We start from the raw sequence: 20,839 nt of genomic DNA, 5'->3' as shown, positions 1-20,839 counted from the left end.
TATGAATCTTGAATTAGACCAAGATGGCCATTTGGTGGATTACACTATTTGGAATGAAACTGTTGCCCAAGAACTGGCTAAAAGTTTAGAACTTGAGTTAAGCCCTTGGCATTTTGAAGTTTTAAAAGCTGTGCGACAGTTTTATCAACAGTTTGGTCACTCGCCGGCAACTCGCCCACTCATTAAATTTTTAATGAAAACGGTGAGCGCTGATATTAATAATGCGGTGTTACAAGACAAATTTAATACGGGTTTGGTCGCTCGACATTTAAGTCGTTTAGCGGGAATCCCTAAACCTGCAAATTGTTTGTAATTTTAAAGTAATCTAAATACCGCTTAGGCTATTTTAGCAAGATGGATGCAAATCAGCATTTTAAATAAAGCCATAAAACAGCTTAGGCAGGTTTTAATTGGTTGAGAGCGATGTAATAGGCTTGGGTAAATATCGGTTTGACCTGTTTGGCTTGGATCGGTTCGGCACAACATGAGCACACTAAAACCGGTTTAAATTTTTGCCCACATGCTTGATGTACATATTCAACTGGTGATCCCAAGCCCTGATCCATATATTGATCAGCCCAATGGGTCATAGCTAGAAGGATTGGATACAAGTCTAAGCCTTTTTGCGTCAGCCGATATTCAAACCGTTCCTGACGCTCGACATAAGCAACTTTGGTTAAAATACCTTCTTCAACCAAACGCTTTAATCGGTCAGATAACACATGACGCGTCACACCGAGATTTTGTTGAAAGTCATCAAAACGTCGAATGCCCATAAATGCATTACGGATAATCAACATGGTCCAACGGTCCCCTAGCACTGAAAGTGCACGAGCGATTGAACACGGTTGTTGACCTATATCATCCCATTTCATTTTATGAACCATCAAAAATAACGACCGACACCCAATTTAATTCATGCCTGTTGATTTTGCAAAATCCTTTTCAATAATCTTTGTTGTACAAATCGTAAAATCCACCATCGTTTCAACGCATTCATTTTATCTATTGATCTGTAAATGAACTAAAAATGTATTTTGTCTTTATTGTCCTCAATTATTTCTAGCCATGCACGCGTTGCGGGACTCATGGCAACAGTGGTATTCCAGGCCATACTGAGTTTCCAGTCTAAGTTCGGATTTTCTAATTCAGCCACATGGTATTTTACCGCATCAAGTTGTTCACAATAAATTTTAGGCAGGAGTGCAATCCCAACATTTGAATCCACCATTTTGGCGATGAAGTCCCACTGGCTGCTTTTACATACCACATTGGGCTCAAATCCGACGTAATTTGCCGCCTGTATAATGATGTCATTGAGTGTGAAGGTATCGTCATACAATAAAAATGACTCTTCTTTTAATTCAATCAACGAAACGGTTTTTCGCTTTCGCCATTGTGAGTTTTTTTTGGATAATAAGCACAAAGGTGATTCCATGACTGGTATACCGCTTAATACCGGTTTCAAGTGACCCAAAATAATTCCAACATCGACCTGTTTTTTTAAAATGGCATTTTCAATACCCGTCGCCCCTACCTCAAAAAAGCTCAGTTCAATATTGGGGTATTTTTTATGAAACAGCGCAATTAACTGACTGAACAATACCGATGCCAATGGCGGTAAACCTAGAGTCAATTTACCTTGTTTTAAGGCGCGAACTTGGGTGACAGTATCAAGCATCCGTTGTTGTTCATTCAAAATCACTAAAGCATGCTGATAAATCTGCTCTCCCATATAGGTGAGCTGTGCTTCCCTTTTTCGACCTGCTTCTCCTTTATGAAATAAAGGCACTCCGATCTCGTCTTCTAACTGACGAATTAATTTACTAATGGTCGGCTGAGTGACAAAAAGCGCTTCTGCTGCATGACTAAAACTCTGTTTTTGTACGATGGTCACAAAGACTTTTAGGCTTTTAATGTCCATTATTATTCCATTTAAGCATAATTAATAATTAATTATTCATAATTATACAGGTTATGCACTTTTAAAATAGCGTCATCTCCTATTCTACTGTCGTCTCATGGATACGTTTCCACAATCTACTTCCAAATTTACCCAGTTTCTTAAAACTTTAGCGCAGCTAAGTTTATTGATATTGATCTGGTGGATTGGCTCTTGCATTCAATCTTGGTTTAACTTGCCGATCTCTGCTGGCGTGATTGGTTTATTGCTCCTTTTAGCCGCATTGTTGAGTGGTTTATTTAAAATGCAGTGGGTCAAACAAGGCTCAGATTTTATTTTGGCTGAACTGGTTCTATTCTTTATCCCCTGTGTAGTTGGATTAATTAAATATCAAGATTTATTACTCAGCTCTGGCTGGCAGTTAATTTTAGCCGTGGTACTGGGTACCGTCTGTGTCATGGTGTTTACAGCATTTACGGTTTATTGGGGCTTTAAACTCGAGGCAAAACTTAAAGCGAAATACCAAACTTCGTCAGATCATAATGTCAACACAGCAGGTAAAACTTTATGAACGATTTTGGGTTGAACAGTATCTCAGTGTTGTTTTTCGTCCTGACCCTTGTCGGTTATGTTTTGGCGAAAAAGCTACATCGTAAGTTACCGTATATGGTTCTTTCCCCTGCACTATTCGTCCCGTTTGTGCTGATTATACTCATGCTTTGCTTTCATATTTCATATGACACCTATATGCAAGAAAGCCAATGGATTGTATGGATGCTCGGCCCGGCAACTGTGGCCTTTGCTATTCCCATCTATGAATATCGGCAAATTATCCGTCAGCATGCGCTGAGCATTAGTTTAGGCATCGTGATTGGCATGTTAGCTGGGATTATTAGTGCTTTTTATTTGGCACAGTTGTTTCAGTTTGACCAAGAAACGTCTTATAGCTTAATGGCACGTTCCATTTCTACCCCCTTTGCCATGGAACTTACCTCGAATATTGGGGGTTCAGTCGAATTGGTGATTCTATTTACCATGATTACTGGGATTGCCGGCGTGGCTATGGCTGACCTAGTTTTGGCTGGGCTTAAATTGCATTTACGCTTTGCACAAGGTGCGGCTCTTGGCAATGCTGCACACGGATTTGGTACAAGTAAAGCATTATCACGTCATAAAGAAGAAGGTGTTGCAGCCTGCTTGAGCATGGTACTTGCTGGAGTATTTATGGTATTGCTTGGGCCATCGCTTATTCATTTAGTCATTTATCTATTGGGATAAATAAAAAGCCCAGTGCAGTCTCTGGGCTTTTTAAATGATGATTTAAACTGTTTCATCTGTAAAACTATACAGCTAAATAATGTATTGCTATGACAAACGTTAAAAGACTCGACACTTCTGTGATTTCAATCGCGGCACCAATTGTATCTCCTGTCACACCACCTATACGCTGAATAAATTTCCATCGTAAATACAATAAAGTACAAATAAATGTAAGAATACTGACCACTCCAGTCCAGCTAAAATACAAACATGCACTTAGGCAGAGTGTAAATATCATGTATGCCGACTTTCGTGGAATAGTTGCTGCTATCGATGAGCCCAAGCCTTTTTCACGAACATACTGAGTTGTTAAAAACAAAAATAAAGGGGCTAAACGACCTAATACTGGAAATACAATTAATGCCAAATACATTTGCTGTTGTAGCAAAACATAAAGCGCCGACCATTTGAGTAAGCAAATCACGACGAGGCTCAACACACCAATCGGCCCACATGCAGGGTCTTTCATGATTTTAAGTGTACGCTCGGCATCGCCAAAGCCACCGACCCATGCATCTGCCGTATCGGCTAAACCATCTAGATGTAATCCACCTGTGAGCCAAATCCAGACCACAAGCAAAATACTGCTGAGTAAGATGATTGGTAGACTGTGAAATATAAAAGCAAGCAAGGCAAGAATGCCACCGATCAACAATCCCACCACTGGATAAAACAGCAAAGACTGTCCATTTTGCTGTTTCGATGGCATCGCTTTAAGTTGAATCGGGAAAGTCGTGAGAAACTGTAGAGCAATCCAAAAAGGTGTCATTCACTTTGCTCCAAAAGACGAATATTTGTACGATTCTGCACAATGAATGAATTTAATTGTCCCAATTCTGCAGTCATTTTTAATAAATCATCTAAGTGACTTTGCTGTGCCATACATTTTAATAATTTAATCACACCACCATGGGAAACCAATAAAACGCGTTGCCAATGATGCTGTTGAGCCTGCAAGACTAGCTCATCTAGACCGCTTAAGATCCGTTGTTGAAATTGCTGAAGACTTTCTGCATTCGGTGGCGTAAATGTGCTTGGACTTTGCCAAAACTGTGCGAGTAACTCTGGGGTGTTTTCATAGATATACTTGGTTGATATTGCTTCCCAGTCGCCAAAATGCATTTCTTGAAACTTCGCATTTTCAAACATTGGACATTTAAGTTGTTGAGACAAATCTAAAGCAAATAAACGGCAGCGCTGTAAGTCAGAAGTGATGATGACATCCCAGCTCGCTAAACCGTGTGTATGTATGACGTTCAATACATCTTCTATGGTCTGCTGCATCTGCTGCCAACCTTTTTGCGTCAAAGCATCATCTGTAGAGCCACGTAAGGTATGGCTTAGTTCAGTCTCACCATGACGCAATATATCTAAACGGAAATGTTCCATTTAAACTTTTTCACCAATCACAGCAGCTTGTGCAAAAGTCGCCATGTTGTTATGTAAACGACATGCCAAACGAATTAAACCCAATGCCGCACCGGCACCGCTGCCTTCACCTAAACGTAAATTCAACTTCAAAAGTGGATCAGCTTCAAGGGCTTGAAGTAAACGTTGGTGCCCATATTCAGCCGATTGATGACCAAAGAGCATCCATTCACGTACAGCAGGATTTAAACGAACAGCGACCAAGGCAGAAACCGTACTAATAAATCCATCAACGACCATTGCCAGACCCAATTGCGCACAGCGAATGTATGCTCCAACCATCGCGGCAATTTCCAAACCACCTACGGCACATAGGGCTTTAAAGACATCTTGGCCAACATAGTCCTGATGTAAGGCTAAAGCTTGATCAATCACTTGTTTCTTATGTGCCAATTGTTCAGCACGAATACCTGTACCAACACCTGTCAGTTTTTCGGCCGGCTCATTAAATAAAAAACATGCAACAGCAGAAGCAGAACAGGTATTGCCAATGCCCATTTCCCCTGCGACATAAATTGACGCACCTGCAGCGATAGCATCTTCAACACTTTTACGGCCAAGATTCATCGCTTCAATACATTGTGATTCGCTCATCGCAACAGTTTTAGCAAAATTTGCCGTACCTGCGGCAATACAGTGGCGCTCTACCCCTGCATATTCATAGGCTTCACCCACCGAACCACAGTCAATCACTTGTAGTTTGGCTTGATACTCACGTGCAATGACACTAATACATGCACCACCGGTCGTGAAGTTTTGTAGCATTTGGCGTGTGACAGCTTGTGGGTAGGCCGAAATATTTTCTTCCATCACACCATGATCACCTGCAAAGATGCTAATCCATGGGAAGTCGATATTGGGCTGATCCGTGTTTTGTAATGATGCAAGTTGTACCGCAACATTTTCAAGTTCTGAAAGTGAGCCCGTAGGTTTGGTTAGCTGTAACTGGTGATTTGCCGCCTGTTGCTTAGCTTCGATACTCGGATTTTGACAGGGTTCTTGCCACCAGTTCATGCTTTATCTCCTTTTAAGATCATTGGAAAACCTGCAACACAAAACACCACATGGTCAGCAATTTGACCAATTTGTTGATGTAAGCGCCCAGATTCATCGACGAATTTTCGACTGATTTGTCCCATGGGAACAACGCCCAGCCCAGTTTCGTTACTGACTAAAATAATGTCTGACTTTAATTTTGGCAGCACCGTAAGTAATTTTTGGCATTGATGCTGTTGAAAGTCTGCTTGTTCATGCAGCAATAAATTACTCATCCACAGCGTTAAACAATCGATAAGAATGGTTTGATGAGCTTGGTCTATTTCAACTAAGCGGTCGGCTAAATATAGAGGCTCTTCAATCAGCCCCCAATGTTCAGGTCGGTCTGCTTGATGATGCTGAATTCGCTCCTGCATTTCATCATCATAGGCTTGTGCTGTAGCCACATAGATGACGGCTTGAGCACTTTCTTTGGCTTTTTGTTCTGCAAGTCGGCTCTTACCTGAACGCGCCCCACCCAAAATGAAATGAATCATGACTGTGCCATCTCTATATTTTGTCTAAACTGATGTTGATAATAAGGACTTAATGCCCCTTGTAGTACTTGAGCCTGATAATGACCAAAAGTCAGTTGCTCGCTTTCAAAATCAAAGCAGTGCTGTTCAACTTGTTGGATTCTTTCAAAAATATCATCGCTATTCCATGCCTGTTTATACAAGCCCAATGTGATATGCGGACAATATTCGATCGGTGCAATTTCATTCGAACTTAAATTAAAAGCTTGACGTAGATGCTCTAACTTACGATCTAAATCCACAATTTCAATAAACAGCGCGCTTTGAAAGCTATTGATCTGACCTGTACGTAACCGAATATTAGATAGCGATAACTGTCGAAGTTGTTGTTGGTGCAGTGCCAATTCATCTGCTGAGAAATTATCATTCCATCGTTGTTCAGAATGATCGATTAATTGGGTTTTATTTAACTCTTCAAAAAAGCCACAAATAAACACGGTGATATGAAATTGGCGCGTATTCGGCGTGTATAAAATATCTGAAAACTGCGCTCGAAGTGCTGTGAGATATGCCAATAATTCAGGATCCTGTATTTCTATATACCACAAAGCATAGTGCTGACGACCTTGATGCCAATCGGGATAATCCTGATTGAGCGTCGGTACGACTTGCATTGAGGGTTTTAAAAACACAGATAAATCACTTTAAATTTAATCTGCTTTATTAAAGCATGAATCAAAACAGACTTTGCCCAATTTTGATTTAGTAATATTCATTTAAAGCTGAAATTCATTCATCTAAAGCTTCTTTGTAAGAAAAAAATGCCGAGTCATACTCAGCATTTTGATTCAATATACATTGCGCACAGATAAGCATTATATTTTAGGCAAATTTCGCAGTATCTTTCTGATCTTGCGTTACAGCATGGTTTTTCCAAGATGTAAACTGCTCTGTGGACTGATCAGAAAAATGCTGCAACTGTATCATTACATTGGCCTCAATCTGTTCAATACGTTCCAGTTGTTCAAGCTCGTTGGTCTTTTTCAGTTCTGAAAATTGCAACTGGATAAAGTTGATAACCTGTTCCATCGAACATTGATTTACACTCACGGCATACATCAAACCATAGACAATCCCTTGCTGTAGGTGCTTTGTCTCCAGTCCATATTTCAGATTGGTCGCCAACGAACCCAACACTCGTTCATTAATTGCAAGTTTACGTAAAGGATCTCGTGCCACACGCGCACATGGATCTTTATACGCATGTTCACAAGAGTTTATAAAGCTTTCTGCCAGTCGTGTTAAATCAAAAGCACGATTAGGTAAGCATCGTGCTAAACCAGCCTGCACCTCGTCAATGAGTTCATGCATAAATTGATCAACACGATGATCTGCAAGTGCCACACCTATGGTTTGATGATTGAACAGTGCAGATTGCCAAGCCAACATGGCATGTACGCCATTCCATAAGCGATTTTTGATTAGCTGAATATCTTCAATATGATCGACCAAAATCATTTGACGCATTTTTTCTAACAAAGGACTATTATTTTCTACATAGATCGGCATGTCAGATTCTGCGTTAAATAAAATTAAATCCATGCTTTGCAATATATGACTTGGGTGGAAATTTCGGCGCATATCCTCAACATATAAAGTAGCCTGACGTTCCTGATCTGGATTTAATTTCGTCGCATCTTCTAAGTCTAATTGAGCATCCACTTCAACTTCATCTAATTGAAATTGTTTGAAGATATTATATTTTATACGGAGCTGACGATATAAGTTTTGGTCACTTAACTTAGATACCATGCGGTTGACCACGGTATCGCAAAAATAGTGTTGTTGCATGATTTTCTCTGCAACAACCGCTCCAGCAAGCTCAGTTAAAGCCTGTTTTAAATGTGACATTAATAATTGTTTTGCTCCGACTTTGTTCAAAATGATCAGCATCGTTAGAGGTTCGATGGCTTTCTCATCATGTGCAATATGTCGTGCATACAGGCCTTGTGCAATGGTTTTGGCCTCTTCTGCAATCGCTTTTTCAGGCAAACAGATGGCAACCAAACTTGACTCTGTGTACATCTCTTGCATCTGCTGAATATTTTCAGCATCAATGACTGCCATGTTTTCAATGCGTTCGTCATAAGACAATTGACCATAGCGAATACAATAGGTACCAAATGCATTGACCGCAGAGCGATATAAAGGGTTACGAGTCGATGCATAAATTTTTTTCGGGCGTGTATAACCATCCCAATGCGACAAAATTTGTGCTAAATAACCACCACCAATCGCCCCAAAACCATGAATACCAACAGTGAGCTGATTAAGGGTTTGTGGAAAAGCCTCTTGCACATGCGGCATCTCTAAATGCGCAGTGAACGGGTCAAGTTCCGTCAAACAGTCATACATACATTCATAATAATATTTGGCTTTGGACAGCATGTTTTGATTGGGCGATTTAATATCTTTAAACAGTACGGTAATACCGCCAGCGTCAAAGGCCGAAGTCACACCATTTTCCGAGTCTTCAAACATCAAACAATCAGCAGGATTTAAATTCAGCTTTGCGGCAGCACGCATAAATATTTCAGGATGTGGCTTACCATTTTCAACTTCATCGCCACAGACTAAGACATCAAAGAACTTATACACATTGGCATTGATGAGATATTCTTCTGCGATTGCACGGCGACTCGATGTTGCCACGGCCATCCTCAGTCCTGACTTGCGTAAGCGTTCTAATACTTGAACCAAGCCTTTTTTGATCGGTACACCAAACTGACGAACATGCTCCAACTCTAATTCATCTGCGCGTTTGCGAATATCTGCGTATGGAATGTTTTCATCATATTCGGCTTGGGCCAATCGATGCGCGCTTTGTGCACTTAACCCCAAACAATTCATCAGATATGATTCGGAAAACTCAACACCGATCAATTCAAGAGATGCCTGTTTCAATGTTTGAAACCGTAAACGTTCAGTATCAAACATTGTTCCATCCATATCAAAAATGGCGCCCAGAACCAAATCATTATTAAATTTAAGCATTTAACCTCCGTTATTTTTTATGTGAAAAGAATAACGGAGAAAACTATTGATTCAGTACTTTGAGAATTAATGAAACAATTGTGGTTATTTTTTAATCAAAAAGCTTGCTTTTAAAATCTATTTTGTAAAATCAATCGCTGATCAAGTAACATCATGTAATCAAAACCCACTGTTGTCAGGATGGTACGGTCTACACAGTGATCTATTGCTGTAAATATACAATTCACTGCAATTTCACTCAGTCACTCGCTTCACGGTTTGAGTTTTGGTTTGAAATAAAAAGAATACGATCAGACCGAGCATCACTAAAAATAAAAAATAATACGGAAATTCTTTGTGCCACTGATATAAACCCGTACTAATCAGTGGCCCGACAACAAAGCTCAAAGCCTGAGTGGCTGTACACCAACTTGCCACCTTAGTCTGTAACGCATTGGGCGCCGTTTGCGCTGCACCCGTTGTAAATGCAGGGATTAAACATGCAACCGATATACCATATAAAAGATATGTAGCTTGAAATATCTGTAATTCAGTGGTGAAAACCGAAATCAGCAAGGCTGCTGCCATGCTAAACAGCCCAACCCACAGTAAGCGATATACGGACCAATTTAAATACTTAGAAATCAGCGTTTGCATAATCACCAAAGCGATACCCACGACGAGAGAACACTCTGCAAAATGCACTGCACCCTCTGCAGCAGTCATATTAAAGCGGTCTTGAATATAAAACCCTGCCGTTAAATTCACTGTCACGATGGCAAGATAGAGACTGAATCCCAACATTAACCATGGATAGCATTGCTGAATGCTCAAATCCGTAGATGGTGACTCATGCTTTTCTGTCACTGGCTTTTCAACGCTATGCTGTTCGGTATGTCGGTCAAAGCTGAACACCAAGACCGCAGAAATCAACGCTAAAATAATGATTGCAGCCCAAAGCGGCGTCATGATTCCACCGAAGCCCAACAGCAAAGTTGTTAGAAATGGCCCAATGATCACGCCTGCACTATTTAATGCACCGAATTTTGACATCGCTTGTGAACGCTGCTGCTCATTGCTAAAACGGGTCATCACATAAGTTTGCAAGGCAATCTGTGGCATCGCCATAAATACCCCAGTCGCTGCGCGTGACAACATTAATAAACTAAACAGCAGCAACATCCCTATCTGAACAGTAAGGCCATACATCAACACGGCTGTAAATAACCCCCATGTCACAGCCATGCCCACAAAACCGATACTCAACAGTTGATATATCGAAAACTTGGATTGATTTTTTGAAATGTAAATGGCACCAACAGCCATCAGCAGCGCACCGACGGAAACCATCGCGCCACCTTGTAGCTCAGTAAGTTTTAACTCACGAACCAATGGCGCCAACAGCGGCAATATCATCGAGAAACTTGCACCATTGGCAAGACTGGCGGCAATAAACAGTTTGTTATTTCGATCCATTATTTTTGTTATCCATTTTTAATGGCTACGTTATAAACAATAGAGGTGACTTAAGCCACCTCTATTTTGTAAGTCACGATACCGTGCTTTAAACCCGATTCAGGATTTAAATTAGTATTTCACCGTATAACTTAAACCGTAGGTACGACCTTGAGCAGCTAGGCTAGAAATTGGGCCATAGACAGTTTCAACCGACTGGCTGTATACCGATTTATAATCCGTATTCCACACGTTGTAGACACCAAAGCCCACATTACCCGGTCCTACTTTTGCATTGGCAATCACGTCCATCGTTGCAAAGCCTTTAATTGCCGCTGCTGGAGCAGATCCATATTTCACAGCGTCTTTTTGGGCTTTGTCTGTACCGCCAATCGCTAAAGCTTGAACACGTAGGCTCATGTCATTATCAAATTGCCACTCTGAAAATGCTGTACCTTTTAAAGGTGCTACACGAATGGCATCCAATTCTTGCCAGTCACCTTGGGTATTTTTAAATTGGCCCGTGGTATATGCAACTGTGCCCCCAACCGTCCAATTTGGTTGAACTTCATAACTGGCATTGGCTTCGACACCATAGATACGTTCATCTGTATCAATAACATCAATGGTGTAATTCGGCGCACCAAATTTCAGGCTTTTATCTGAGTCATTATAAAAAGCTGTCACTCCTGCATTTAAACCACCGGCATTTTGTACACGCCAACCAAGTTCATAGTTATTGACTTTAATCGGGTCAATCGTTTGGCTATTAATCACAGAATTTGCCGGCACATCGCGCAGCATACGTTGCACATCTGGCAAGTTTGAACCTTGTGAGAAATTGGCAAACACTTGCTGTGCATCTGTTAAGTGATACACCGCGCCCACATTAAACAGCGTTGCATCATGTTTCACTTTGCCGCCATTCAGTGTTTTCGCTACATAACCTGGGGTTAAATCTGCAGTAATGGCTTCCATATAAGGCACAGATGAATTGACATCGCTTTCTACACGTTCATGGCGAATGCCGGCTTGTAAGCCTAGTCGGTCGGTTAATTCATATTGCGCTTGGGCAAATACGCCAAGTTTTTCTGTTTCAACATCTGGGCCAAAGGCATAATAGTTAAACGGCTGATAACTCAGACCATTACTTTGAATAAATGTAGCACTGTCATACATTTGGATATTTTGTTGATCTTTTTCATTTTCATAGTCCACACCATAGGTTAGCCCCAGTTCACGACCATTTAAGTTAAGATCTTTTTGTAGAGCAACACGTGCGCCTAACACATCAATATCGGTTTCTGACTGATACACCAAGAAAAGTTCAGGTGCCATTTGACGTGCAGATGGGAACCACCGTGCTTTTTCATTTCGATAATAGGTTTCAGCGTTTAGACGATGGCCTAAAATATCTTGATTTTCATATTGTGCATTGATGCTGTAGCGTTCAGTTTGTGGTTGTTCAGCAAGTTGTAAACCTTTTACCGCATTTAATGACAACGGCAGCTTTCCACCCACGGGCTGTGAGCGCAGCGCATTTAAATTTGGACCATAGTCAGGGCCATAGTCACTATCTTGCTCATCATTATAATATTGCGCACCGAAACTCAGCGTTTGACCATCGGCAATTTTCCAACTGACACGACCATTTAGATCTAAGGTGTCGGTATCTTGACGGTCTGTTTGCGCAATTTCAGGCCCAATACGGTTGCCATGACTATCTTGTATTTCGCCACGTTTGGTATAGCTTGCACCTAATGTCCCGCGTAAATTGCCTTGATTAAAGTTCATGGTTTGTGCAGCTTCATAAGCTAGCGCATCAGACTTAAAGTTATTACCAGAAGTAACACCGACTTTCGTTTCAAAACTCAGCGGCTCTGATCCACCTCGTTTGGTGATGATATTGATAATACCGCCTGTCGCACCTGAACCATAAATACTACTTGCGCCAGAGACCACTTCAATTCGTTCAATCATCGACGGGCTAATACTTGCCAGTTGTCGAGATCCATCACGATATCCCGTTTGCGGCACACCATCAATCATGTATTGCACCACACGTCCACGCATGGTCATCCCATAGTTAGACGTTGTACCACTCGATGGAGTCAGTGATGGCACCAATAAACCGACAATATCAGCTGTGCTTTTACCTGCATTGGCTTGTTTTTCAATTTCTTCTTTAGGAATGCTGTACACCGTACCCGCAATATCCGCAATGCTTTTCGCAGAACGCGTTGCCGTCACAACAATCGGTGCCATTTTAGTAGCTTCTGCAGTTTGTGTTTCAACTGCAGTATTTTGTGCTGTGTCCGTTGTGACGTCTTGTGCATAAAGCTGAGTGCAAATTGCAAGGCTGAGACAAGTCAGTTGCATCGGTAGAGCTAAACGTTTCATATTCTTTTCCATTTCTTAGAGTTCCGATTGAGTCGGAAGTGTTTGAGTTTTTAAATTTTGTGTTTTTAAAACAATGCGTTGACTAAGTAGGACACTGATCACGGAGCCGATTGCCAGTACTAAGTAAAAATGTCCATAGCCTAATGATTTTGCGAGAAAGCCTGAAAATGCGCCGCCAATAAAGTAAACAAGCAATTCAAAGCACACTAATATGGTGAAATCGGTACCCGCCTGTTCTTTAGAACTTGTCTGCATGAAATAGGCATAGAGTGATGTCATGGCGATATAACGAATGGCTAGCATCAGCACGACAAATACACCTAAAAGCAGATGCCATTGATTCAACCAACCCAATACAACAGCTGCCCCAATGACGGCATATAGCAATGTACGTAACCATCCTGCCCAGACCAACAATTGCGTCCCTTTGATTTTTTTCAGCAATACAGCTGCACTAACAGCTGCAATCAGACCGACACCGGCACCGACCACAGACATCAACACCCCGATCTGAGACAGTGACCATTTTTGATCGATCAACATTGGATTGAGCATCGCCATTGCGGGTGCTTCCACCACGCGATAACAAACGATGAGCAGCAAGGCCCAACGAATCTCAGGTCGTTTAAACGCTTGTCGTAGGCTTGGTTTGGCTTTGGCAAGTTGAGTTTGTGGTTCTTCTTGAATAAAAAACACAGCAAACATGGTTAAAAATGTCAGCAGCGCTAAAGTTGTGAGCGCTGACTGCCAACCCCAATATTGGTAAATCCATAAAGTTGCAGCGCCACCAAGCATGCTCCCGACGGCCACCCCAATACTTTGTGCCATACTGCCCAGACGGTAATTGCCTTCGGTAAATTTCTCTACGGTATAACCATCAATCGCAATATCTTGCGTTGCCGCAAACGTTGAAATCCATAAACCAACAATAACAAATAAAGTCAGCCCATAAGAAAACTGCGTAAAGGCTAAAACCAGTACCCCCAGTACCAATGCCATTTGCGTAAACAATAGCCATGTTTTACGTTTACCGAGTTTTTTGACATAGAGCTGATCAATCCAAGGCGCCCAAAAAAACTTGAATGCCCATGGAATATAAAGCAGCGATAACATGCCAATCCAGCGTAAATCTACCCCTTGATGTCGTAAAATGGCAGGCAAAGCCACATTGTAAAAATACAAAGGCAATGCATGTGCTAAGTACAAAATGATCACGACGCTCAAACTCAGAACTGAAATTTGAGATGGTGAAATTGCATGATTTAATTTTCTTGAGTGTTGTTGCATATCCACCTCTGCACTGCCCATTGCAGCGCATCAGACTGTTCTAATGAAACGTAATAAGGCACACGCCACGCTGCATGCAGCGCGGGTGTATTTAAACGTTTGAAGTCATCTGGATCTTGCGCAATACGCACCAGACCCAAACAATATTGAAAAAAGAGATGTTTAAACTTCTTGTACCAAACGGCCTGTATTTGCCGATATTCTTCAGGAAAAGTCGTTCCCTCAGCCGTTTGCATAACCAAAACAAAGGGCTGACTTTTCAGAAAAAAGCGCTCAACTTGAGTCAACCATTGTTCAAACTCTTCCACTGAAACATGCGCTGAAAAGCGCATGTCCAGTATGTGCATGTGGGTGCAGCGATAACTCATGACACCGCCTTAGCTAGTTGCTGATGCTGAAATGCCTTGGAGTCGTTTAAGTAATGACCAAATTTTGAATAAAATGTTTCTCTAAAGCAGTAATACAACATGGCGGTCTTTTCAGGCATTGGGATTAGGCGCTGCGCTTCATAGCACATGTCTTCAACCACGACGGCATAAGGCTTCACACTATGATCAGGCTCTCCCACAATCTTGGCTGATGCTGCATTTTCAAAGATATAAAAACTCAATAAACGCATGACAGGACGTAAATAGCCTTTACCAAAAATGGACTTTTCTCCAAATAACAAATGCCAACCTAGATCAAGCTCATCACCGTCGTAGTACAAACCTAAACGATCCCGTTTTCCCTCGTAAATCTCTGTGTAGCCCACATCTTCACCATTGACTCCTACAATCAAAATTCGGTGATGATCATCCGCTAGCATTTTTTCGTAATACACTTTTAGTTCAGTTTCTGACTTATTGAGCTGCCACTGTGGAATCACATGCGGCTCATGCATCCATTTATGAACCAAAGCCATATCTTCTGGATATTGCATTTGTCGTAAGTAGTATTGCGTCTCATTCTCATGGTATTCATAAAAATCAGGTAGTTGTCGTGATAACGTTGTCATGATGTCGTCCTTTAAATTTATTTAATCTTTTCTGTTCTTAGCTCAAAAATCTGCTTATGACGCAATACGGTTGGTTGTCATTTTCTGCTTAGCAGTATGCTGTTGTTTCACCCACTGATTTAAGGTGTTTGGACTTACAGGATTTGCAATTGGATCTAAAAATACAGGTACTGGTCGTTCTGCTTCGTCGTTATAACTGGTGGTAAACAGTCGAACTCGGTTCAGACAAATTTTCACGAAACTTGGACGGAACATACTGAATTTTTCAATACGATCTGCCAATTCAGGATGTGCCTGATGAAATTCATCGATCACGCTGGAGATGGTTTGCCAAAACTCAAGTTCTGTATGCTCTGGATAATCTTCAAGGAAGACATTACAGATATAGCGGTAATGCACCATGAACAAACCTGTAAAGATAAAGTGACTAAGTTCTTCAGCAGGATGACGCAGTAAAATTTGCCCTTCAGGTGGTAAATTTTCGAGTTCTGGAAAATCTTCATCAACTAAATTGACATCATCAATAAAGTCCTTCAGCACCATTTTTTTCGGTAAACCATTTTCATGGATCAACATGGTGTTTTCACCGTGTGGAGAAAAAGCCAAACCATATTTGTATAAGCAAATCAGTAACGGTGTTACACAAACTTCGGCAAAACGCTTCAACCATTGCAAAGGCGTCAAACCTGAAGCCTGAATCAACACGGATAAAATAGACTGACCATTTAGATCTCGATGCAACAATGCTGCTTGGGAAAGCGCTAACTGATGTTCACCGATGTAAGGCTCTACACTTTCACGCCATAAGCAACCAAACAATTCTTTAAATTGGTAAGGCGCACCGTCTATCTGATCAAAACACGGCTGTTGTAAAGTGAGACTCGCAATTTCGCCCAAAAATGCCACCTGTGTTTTTTGCAGGTCTGCATCATGATGTTGAATGTCCTTCAGCCAAGCGGTCACCGCAGGTGCAGCCAAATTTCGTTTTGAAGGCAACCCTCGATATACCGCCGTATTAAAGATACTGACAGGTAACTTCACATAATGACGGTCAGGATGACTGGTATTGCATAAGGTACGAATTGATTGCATTGGCACATAATCATCTTGTCCAATCTCCAATTCGACAATACGCTGATCAACGATTTCATTGGCATAGGTCGGGATTAACCACTGATGCCATTGCCATGCATGTACAGGAATAAAGTAATACTCAGCAGCATCTAAGGCTTTGTCCGCTAATTGATGTTGAAAATCGTGTAATTGGGCAGAGTTCAACTCATGGCGATATAAGCTTTGCGCATCCCAAGCCTCGGTCGAACGAAACTCAGCTAAATCACGATGAACAGCTAACCACAGGACTTTGACTGTTGGAGAAATCTCTGGTGCGGAGCTTAAATAATCATCATAGCCAAAGCCCATACGGCCTTTACTCATAATGAGCCAAGGGTGTCCACGCAACATGCCTTCAATTTGATAGTGTGGCGCTGACAGGACAGCCTGACTTAGCAATCTTTGTTCATCAAAAACATGTGCTTCAGCCAACCATGTATTGTTCATTTCTTTAATCAAATAAGCCTTGGTAAAAGGTTTCACTTCAGCTTGATTTGAAAAAGCACGAATAAATTCATGCAGATTCCATGCGAGCTGTGCTGTCGATTCACTTAATTCGCGAACACTTCCTTCAACAATACGCCAATGCCCAAGCAGAAGCTGAGTCGCTTCAAATTGATACGTTTTGTCATCCAGATTGAGTTGCCAAGTGTTATTTTCAACTTGCTGAATCTGAATAATTTCTTCATATAAAAACTCAGCAATCGCCATTTCAATCAGTCTTTGCCCTGCACGGCGCCACTGCGTTTGATTTATCTGTAATTTTGCAAATGTCATTATAATTTCTCGAGTTTAACCGCATTCTGTTCTTGCTTATTCGGCATGGTCGTATTGCGGTTCATTGCGTAGTTAGCAATGGTTTTTTTTACGGAAAATGGTCTTTGGATATTGGTTTGCGCTGATTTCTTTACAATGCCCATACTGTGCATTTCAGCATTTTCACTGGGTGAAAAATGTTGGAAACTTTGCGCTTGATCACCTAAATCGTATAAGTTAAAACCCAATAATTGATTGGCAATGACTGCTGCACGGTGAGCACCCAACCCTAAATCAGGAGTCCCGACACCGTGACTGTGCATTTCCTGATTTTGAACAAAGATCTCCCCGACAGCATCATGCTGTACGCGGTAGTCCTGACTAATTTTCCAGCGATCGAATTCATCACATTGAATCAGTGGTTTTAGATATTTGAGATATTGCCACTCGGGACTGTGATATCCAGTTGAAGCCACGACAAAGTCGGCATCCAGATAGAATTGTTCTGCCGTGACTTTATGCTGAAACTGCAAACGGATGCCCGCGCTATGCGGCTCGGCAGCGACCAAACCCACCTGAGCATGTAAATGCGTCTGTTGAATATTTTGACCAATGCTCCGGTGATATAGTTTTTGGTAAATATCACGGATGGTTTTTGCACTGATGCCCTTATATAACAAGCCTTGTTGCTTCAGTTGTTCGGCTTTATTTTCGGGGCTTAGTTGATAAAAATGCGCGGTATAATCTGGACTAAAATGCTCTAAACCCAGCGGTGCATATTCCATCGGGAAAAACCCATTAGAGCGTGTCAGCCAATGCAACTTAAACTGCGCTGTTGTGGTTTGATCCTGCAAATATTGACGATCAAAAAGATCCATAAAGACTTCGGCCGAAGACTGGCCTGATCCCAGTACAACTACATTCCCTTTCAAGTGATTAAACGCTGCATTGCAATAATTTGCAGAATGTAAGCAACGCTCTGGATATTGTTGTTGAATATCTTTTAGACACTGTGGTAAATGCGGAACATTGCCCGAACCAATGACCAAATTTCGGCATTGATAACGTCGAAAGCGTCCATCTTGCTCAACCATGACTTCAAAGCCTTGCTCTTGGGCATAAATGGCTTTTACGGTTGATTGATATTGAATATGCTCTAGTTGGTCTGCAACCCACTGACAATAATGGTTATATTCACGTCTAGGAATCTGAGCTTGTTCTAAAAAATAGAATTTATATAAACGCTGCTGTGCCTTTAAATAGTTTAAAAAACTAAAAGGACTGGTTGGATCAACCATGGAAACCAGATCGGCCATGAACGGCACTTGCAATACTGTATTGGGCAATTGCATACCCGCATGCCAGTCGAACTGTGGTTTCTTTTCAAAAAATTGATACTGCAAATGATTTTGCTTATGTAGCAAACTCGCCAAACTAAGGTTAAATGGCCCTAAGCCTATCCCAATAAAATCAAGCATATTGCACATCCTTCTGTTCCACACATAAAGGATTTGGCAACTGTACATAAACCGATTGCTTATCGACTGGGGCAATTAATTCATCCAGCTCATACAAGCGCGTCAACAGATTGCCCTTATACGGCAAGGTTGGCTGATACAGTAATGAATGAATCAATGAACTCTCTGGATAAACCTGATGTAAGTCCAACAGTTCATTTTGCAATATCGATATCAACACTTGCTCTGTAACATATCCAGTTGCACCAATTGCATTGATGATGCCGAATAAAGTATTACCAAAGAAATAATAGCTAAAGCGCTCATCGACAAAGGCTTTTGAACCCACGGCATGCGCTTTTTCTTGCAACTCTGGAAACGCGCTTAAGATTTCACCTGCAAGTTCTTCGATATAGTAAAAGCCTTGATTGTCGCGCAGCCATAGATATTTAGGCATTGCATTTTCCAGCTCAAGTAAGACATTTTGCTGATGTGATTCAAAGGCCATTCCGTATTGATGGTACAAATACATTAATGGTTTTAGACTGATAACTAAGAATTGTTTAAACCAATTGATCGCAATTACTCTTTGATCAAGTTCAGGTTGTTGTTTTGCGATTTGTTCAAATAAGGCATTAAAACGGCTTTTCGGCTGTGCAGGATGATCTTGGCATAATGATGCAATACAACTCACCTGCTGCTTTTCACTAAAAGGCTGATCACGGAAGATGCAAATAGTTTCTTCGACTATTTCATCATCTATGCTCAATGCCATCCAAGCAGGATCATTCACCGCTTTGAGCGTTGGGGATTGTTGTAAAATATGTTCACCGAGGCTTGAATGCCAAAGTCGATGGGTCATTTCGCCACGGTGACATTCTTTGGCAAGATTGACTCTAATTGAATTGGTGATCATTACCGATAGCGATGGTTTCAACATCCACGGTGCTGCAAAACTTGCTAGTGTACGTACCGAAGTTGTTGGGGAAAATACCCAACCTTTCTCGCCAAAATCGATAATTTTTAATTTGGTTTTTAAACTTTTAAACCATGCTTTTGACTGTAAATAACGTGCTTGCCAAGGATGCAAAGGCAATAACTTATAATGCGAATAAGCATTCAGTAGTGCTTGATCTGTTTCTGATAAATGCCATTGCAATTCGCTTTTCAATTGCGCGGATACAGATTGATCTAAAGCTGAACCTTCTTGAATATATTCTGGAGCTACCAACCAATAATGCAGTTGGCTGAGACCTTTGGCTTCTGGCGAATACCTTTCCCAATCTTCATGCACAAAACCGACCCGACTTTTCGGTGCAGGATGCATGCTGTGCCCTAAAATTAAAGCTTGTTCCGATTCAATGAAACTTTGTTCCGCTTGGACCAAAGCCTCAAAATCATGTTCACGTAGTGTCAAAAATTGAGTAAGCGCTTCACGACTTTCGATCCAACGCTCCAATAATGATGAAGCATCCAGTGTATGACCTGACTCTTGTACGAGCTGTTCAAGCAATAAACTCGCAATCGCGGTGATACTAAATGATTGTTTCTGTCCCTTGTTAAAGACGTGTGGGAGATCTGCAAGACGATGTCTACCAACAAGGCTGGCATAAGATAGTGGTACAAATAACTGTGATTGAATGCAATCTAAAGGGATGCATAATAACGTCAAGCCTTGGCTAAACGTCAATTGTGATGAATTCTGTTGATACTTTTCCAGCAAAATACCTTTACCGGTTTCTTGTGAGTATGCATTGACAAGATGCTGCATCGCCAAGCGATTAGCAAGCTCTTTCATCTGACCATATCCTCTATTTTTAAGCTTTTCCAAGCTTTGTCATGTAATTATGTTTCTTTAACTGTGCAAGTCATGCTTAGTACGCTGGCCAGCGTGAAACCATGTTAATGATAATCATTATTGTTAATAATTGCATTTTTGTGAAGATTTGCTACAGGATTGCAAATTTGGTCTTATCTCTATGTATTTAAAAATTAATTTTTTTTGATATGAACTTTTCTGTTTTTATTTATACAATTTTCTGAAATGGAACTAAATGATAATTTTCTCATTTAGCATAGAACAAATGAATCGAATTGATTATTTTTTAGCCAAATTATCACATTGTGCAACTTAAACTAAAAACCCATGTCTTTTACATGGGTTTTTATATTCTGCTTT

The 20,839-nt window shown here is 41.1% G+C and carries 19 protein-coding genes; 3 read left to right on the top strand and 16 right to left on the bottom strand.

Annotated elements, in window-relative coordinates; genetic code table 11:
* Nucleotide 1: 1 nt before the first annotated feature.
* A complete protein-coding gene (locus AC4CU0_RS07065) occupies nt 2-313 on the top strand; it encodes a TusE/DsrC/DsvC family sulfur relay protein (protein WP_180026275.1) in 312 nt (103 codons plus the stop codon).
* 82 nt (nt 314-395) lie between these two features.
* Here AC4CU0_RS07065 and AC4CU0_RS07060 read toward each other — a convergent pair whose 3' ends face one another.
* Nucleotides 396-875, bottom strand: coding sequence for a winged helix-turn-helix transcriptional regulator (locus AC4CU0_RS07060; RefSeq protein ID WP_078191046.1), 480 nt, complete (start codon nt 873-875; stop codon nt 396-398).
* Nucleotides 876-1,024: 149 nt separating this feature from the next.
* Nucleotides 1,025-1,924 carry a LysR family transcriptional regulator gene (locus AC4CU0_RS07055; protein WP_490742780.1) on the bottom strand — a complete coding sequence of 300 codons (900 nt, stop codon included), beginning with the start codon at nt 1,922-1,924 and terminating at the stop codon, nt 1,025-1,027.
* 97 nt (nt 1,925-2,021) lie between these two features.
* Between AC4CU0_RS07055 and AC4CU0_RS07050 the strand changes: the two genes are divergently transcribed.
* On the top strand, nt 2,022-2,474 hold the full coding sequence (locus AC4CU0_RS07050) for a CidA/LrgA family protein (RefSeq protein WP_168378650.1): 453 nt from the start codon (nt 2,022-2,024) through the stop codon (nt 2,472-2,474).
* Nucleotides 2,471-3,181 (top strand): LrgB family protein, encoded by a 711-nt coding sequence (locus tag AC4CU0_RS07045; RefSeq protein ID WP_490742779.1) that lies wholly within the window; start codon nt 2,471-2,473, stop codon nt 3,179-3,181. The genes AC4CU0_RS07050 and AC4CU0_RS07045 overlap by 4 nt, the downstream gene beginning before the upstream one ends.
* A gap of 64 nt (nt 3,182-3,245) precedes the next feature.
* On the opposite strand, the gene AC4CU0_RS07040 is transcribed toward AC4CU0_RS07045, so the two are convergent.
* The 14 genes from AC4CU0_RS07040 to AC4CU0_RS06975 all read right to left on the bottom strand — a co-directional run bounded on the left by AC4CU0_RS07040 (nt 3,246) and on the right by AC4CU0_RS06975 (nt 20,458).
* Nucleotides 3,246-3,992: an adenosylcobinamide-GDP ribazoletransferase gene (locus AC4CU0_RS07040; RefSeq protein WP_490742778.1), complete on the bottom strand. Its 747-nt coding sequence runs from the start codon at nt 3,990-3,992 to the stop codon at nt 3,246-3,248.
* The gene (locus AC4CU0_RS07035; RefSeq protein ID WP_490742777.1) at nt 3,989-4,612 is read right to left on the bottom strand and encodes a histidine phosphatase family protein; all 624 of its coding nucleotides are present in this window, start codon (nt 4,610-4,612) and stop codon (nt 3,989-3,991) included. The genes AC4CU0_RS07040 and AC4CU0_RS07035 overlap by 4 nt, the downstream gene beginning before the upstream one ends.
* Nucleotides 4,613-5,665, bottom strand: a complete 1,053-nt coding sequence (gene cobT, locus AC4CU0_RS07030; protein WP_490742776.1) for a nicotinate-nucleotide--dimethylbenzimidazole phosphoribosyltransferase — start codon at nt 5,663-5,665, stop codon at nt 4,613-4,615. It abuts the gene before it with no gap.
* A complete protein-coding gene (gene cobU / locus AC4CU0_RS07025; RefSeq protein WP_180110939.1) occupies nt 5,662-6,183 on the bottom strand; it encodes a bifunctional adenosylcobinamide kinase/adenosylcobinamide-phosphate guanylyltransferase in 522 nt (173 codons plus the stop codon). Before cobU ends, cobT begins: the two co-directional genes overlap by 4 nt.
* Nucleotides 6,180-6,854, bottom strand: a complete 675-nt coding sequence (locus tag AC4CU0_RS07020; RefSeq protein ID WP_490742775.1) for a 2'-5' RNA ligase family protein — start codon at nt 6,852-6,854, stop codon at nt 6,180-6,182. Before AC4CU0_RS07020 ends, cobU begins: the two co-directional genes overlap by 4 nt.
* Nucleotides 6,855-7,044: 190 nt before the next feature.
* Complete coding sequence (gene mtlD / locus AC4CU0_RS07015) at nt 7,045-9,216, bottom strand: bifunctional mannitol-1-phosphate dehydrogenase/phosphatase (protein ID WP_490742774.1); 2,172 nt, start codon at nt 9,214-9,216, stop codon at nt 7,045-7,047.
* A gap of 234 nt (nt 9,217-9,450) precedes the next feature.
* Entirely contained in the window at nt 9,451-10,671 is a 1,221-nt protein-coding gene (locus tag AC4CU0_RS07010; protein ID WP_490742773.1) for an MFS transporter, read from the bottom strand.
* A 111-nt stretch (nt 10,672-10,782) separates the two neighbouring features.
* Nucleotides 10,783-13,050, bottom strand: coding sequence for a TonB-dependent receptor (locus tag AC4CU0_RS07005; RefSeq protein WP_490742772.1), 2,268 nt, complete (start codon nt 13,048-13,050; stop codon nt 10,783-10,785).
* 15 nt (nt 13,051-13,065) lie between these two features.
* Nucleotides 13,066-14,337, bottom strand: a complete 1,272-nt coding sequence (locus AC4CU0_RS07000) for an MFS transporter (RefSeq protein WP_490743474.1) — start codon at nt 14,335-14,337, stop codon at nt 13,066-13,068.
* Complete coding sequence (locus AC4CU0_RS06995) at nt 14,313-14,705, bottom strand: hypothetical protein (RefSeq protein ID WP_078190999.1); 393 nt, start codon at nt 14,703-14,705, stop codon at nt 14,313-14,315. Before AC4CU0_RS06995 ends, AC4CU0_RS07000 begins: the two co-directional genes overlap by 25 nt.
* The gene (locus AC4CU0_RS06990) at nt 14,702-15,334 is read right to left on the bottom strand and encodes a GNAT family N-acetyltransferase (RefSeq protein ID WP_490742771.1); all 633 of its coding nucleotides are present in this window, start codon (nt 15,332-15,334) and stop codon (nt 14,702-14,704) included. The genes AC4CU0_RS06995 and AC4CU0_RS06990 overlap by 4 nt, the downstream gene beginning before the upstream one ends.
* A 54-nt stretch (nt 15,335-15,388) precedes the next feature.
* Nucleotides 15,389-17,224, bottom strand: a complete 1,836-nt coding sequence (locus AC4CU0_RS06985) for an IucA/IucC family protein (protein ID WP_490742770.1) — start codon at nt 17,222-17,224, stop codon at nt 15,389-15,391.
* Entirely contained in the window at nt 17,224-18,681 is a 1,458-nt protein-coding gene (locus AC4CU0_RS06980; RefSeq protein WP_490742769.1) for a lysine N(6)-hydroxylase/L-ornithine N(5)-oxygenase family protein, read from the bottom strand. Before AC4CU0_RS06980 ends, AC4CU0_RS06985 begins: the two co-directional genes overlap by 1 nt.
* Nucleotides 18,674-20,458 (bottom strand): IucA/IucC family protein, encoded by a 1,785-nt coding sequence (locus AC4CU0_RS06975; RefSeq protein ID WP_490742768.1) that lies wholly within the window; start codon nt 20,456-20,458, stop codon nt 18,674-18,676. Before AC4CU0_RS06975 ends, AC4CU0_RS06980 begins: the two co-directional genes overlap by 8 nt.
* Nucleotides 20,459-20,839 lie beyond the last annotated feature (381 nt).

The organism is Acinetobacter sp. LipI_15 (assembly GCF_058242865.1).
Note: the sequence above shows the minus strand (reverse complement) of the source record. Positions and strands in the feature narration are given on the sequence as shown.

Bases quoted from the DNA above. Each gene is read 5' to 3' on its own strand.
- AC4CU0_RS07065 (WP_180026275.1), top strand. From the start codon at position 2: ATGAATCTTGAATTAGACCAAGATGGCCATTTGGTGGATTACACTATT.
- AC4CU0_RS07060 (WP_078191046.1), bottom strand. From the start codon at position 875: ATGAAATGGGATGATATAGGTCAACAACCGTGTTCAATCGCTCGTGCA.
- AC4CU0_RS07055 (WP_490742780.1), bottom strand. From the start codon at position 1,924: ATGGACATTAAAAGCCTAAAAGTCTTTGTGACCATCGTACAAAAACAG.
- AC4CU0_RS07050 (WP_168378650.1), top strand. From the start codon at position 2,022: ATGGATACGTTTCCACAATCTACTTCCAAATTTACCCAGTTTCTTAAA.
- AC4CU0_RS07045 (WP_490742779.1), top strand. From the start codon at position 2,471: ATGAACGATTTTGGGTTGAACAGTATCTCAGTGTTGTTTTTCGTCCTG.
- AC4CU0_RS07040 (WP_490742778.1), bottom strand. From the start codon at position 3,992: ATGACACCTTTTTGGATTGCTCTACAGTTTCTCACGACTTTCCCGATT.
- AC4CU0_RS07035 (WP_490742777.1), bottom strand. From the start codon at position 4,612: ATGGAACATTTCCGTTTAGATATATTGCGTCATGGTGAGACTGAACTA.
- cobT (WP_490742776.1), bottom strand. From the start codon at position 5,665: ATGAACTGGTGGCAAGAACCCTGTCAAAATCCGAGTATCGAAGCTAAG.
- cobU (WP_180110939.1), bottom strand. From the start codon at position 6,183: ATGATTCATTTCATTTTGGGTGGGGCGCGTTCAGGTAAGAGCCGACTT.
- mtlD (WP_490742774.1), bottom strand. From the start codon at position 9,216: ATGCTTAAATTTAATAATGATTTGGTTCTGGGCGCCATTTTTGATATG.
- AC4CU0_RS07010 (WP_490742773.1), bottom strand. From the start codon at position 10,671: ATGGATCGAAATAACAAACTGTTTATTGCCGCCAGTCTTGCCAATGGT.
- AC4CU0_RS07005 (WP_490742772.1), bottom strand. From the start codon at position 13,050: ATGAAACGTTTAGCTCTACCGATGCAACTGACTTGTCTCAGCCTTGCA.
- AC4CU0_RS07000 (WP_490743474.1), bottom strand. From the start codon at position 14,337: ATGCAACAACACTCAAGAAAATTAAATCATGCAATTTCACCATCTCAA.
- AC4CU0_RS06995 (WP_078190999.1), bottom strand. From the start codon at position 14,705: ATGAGTTATCGCTGCACCCACATGCACATACTGGACATGCGCTTTTCA.
- AC4CU0_RS06990 (WP_490742771.1), bottom strand. From the start codon at position 15,334: ATGACAACGTTATCACGACAACTACCTGATTTTTATGAATACCATGAG.
- AC4CU0_RS06985 (WP_490742770.1), bottom strand. From the start codon at position 17,224: ATGACATTTGCAAAATTACAGATAAATCAAACGCAGTGGCGCCGTGCA.
- AC4CU0_RS06980 (WP_490742769.1), bottom strand. From the start codon at position 18,681: ATGCTTGATTTTATTGGGATAGGCTTAGGGCCATTTAACCTTAGTTTG.
- AC4CU0_RS06975 (WP_490742768.1), bottom strand. From the start codon at position 20,458: ATGAAAGAGCTTGCTAATCGCTTGGCGATGCAGCATCTTGTCAATGCA.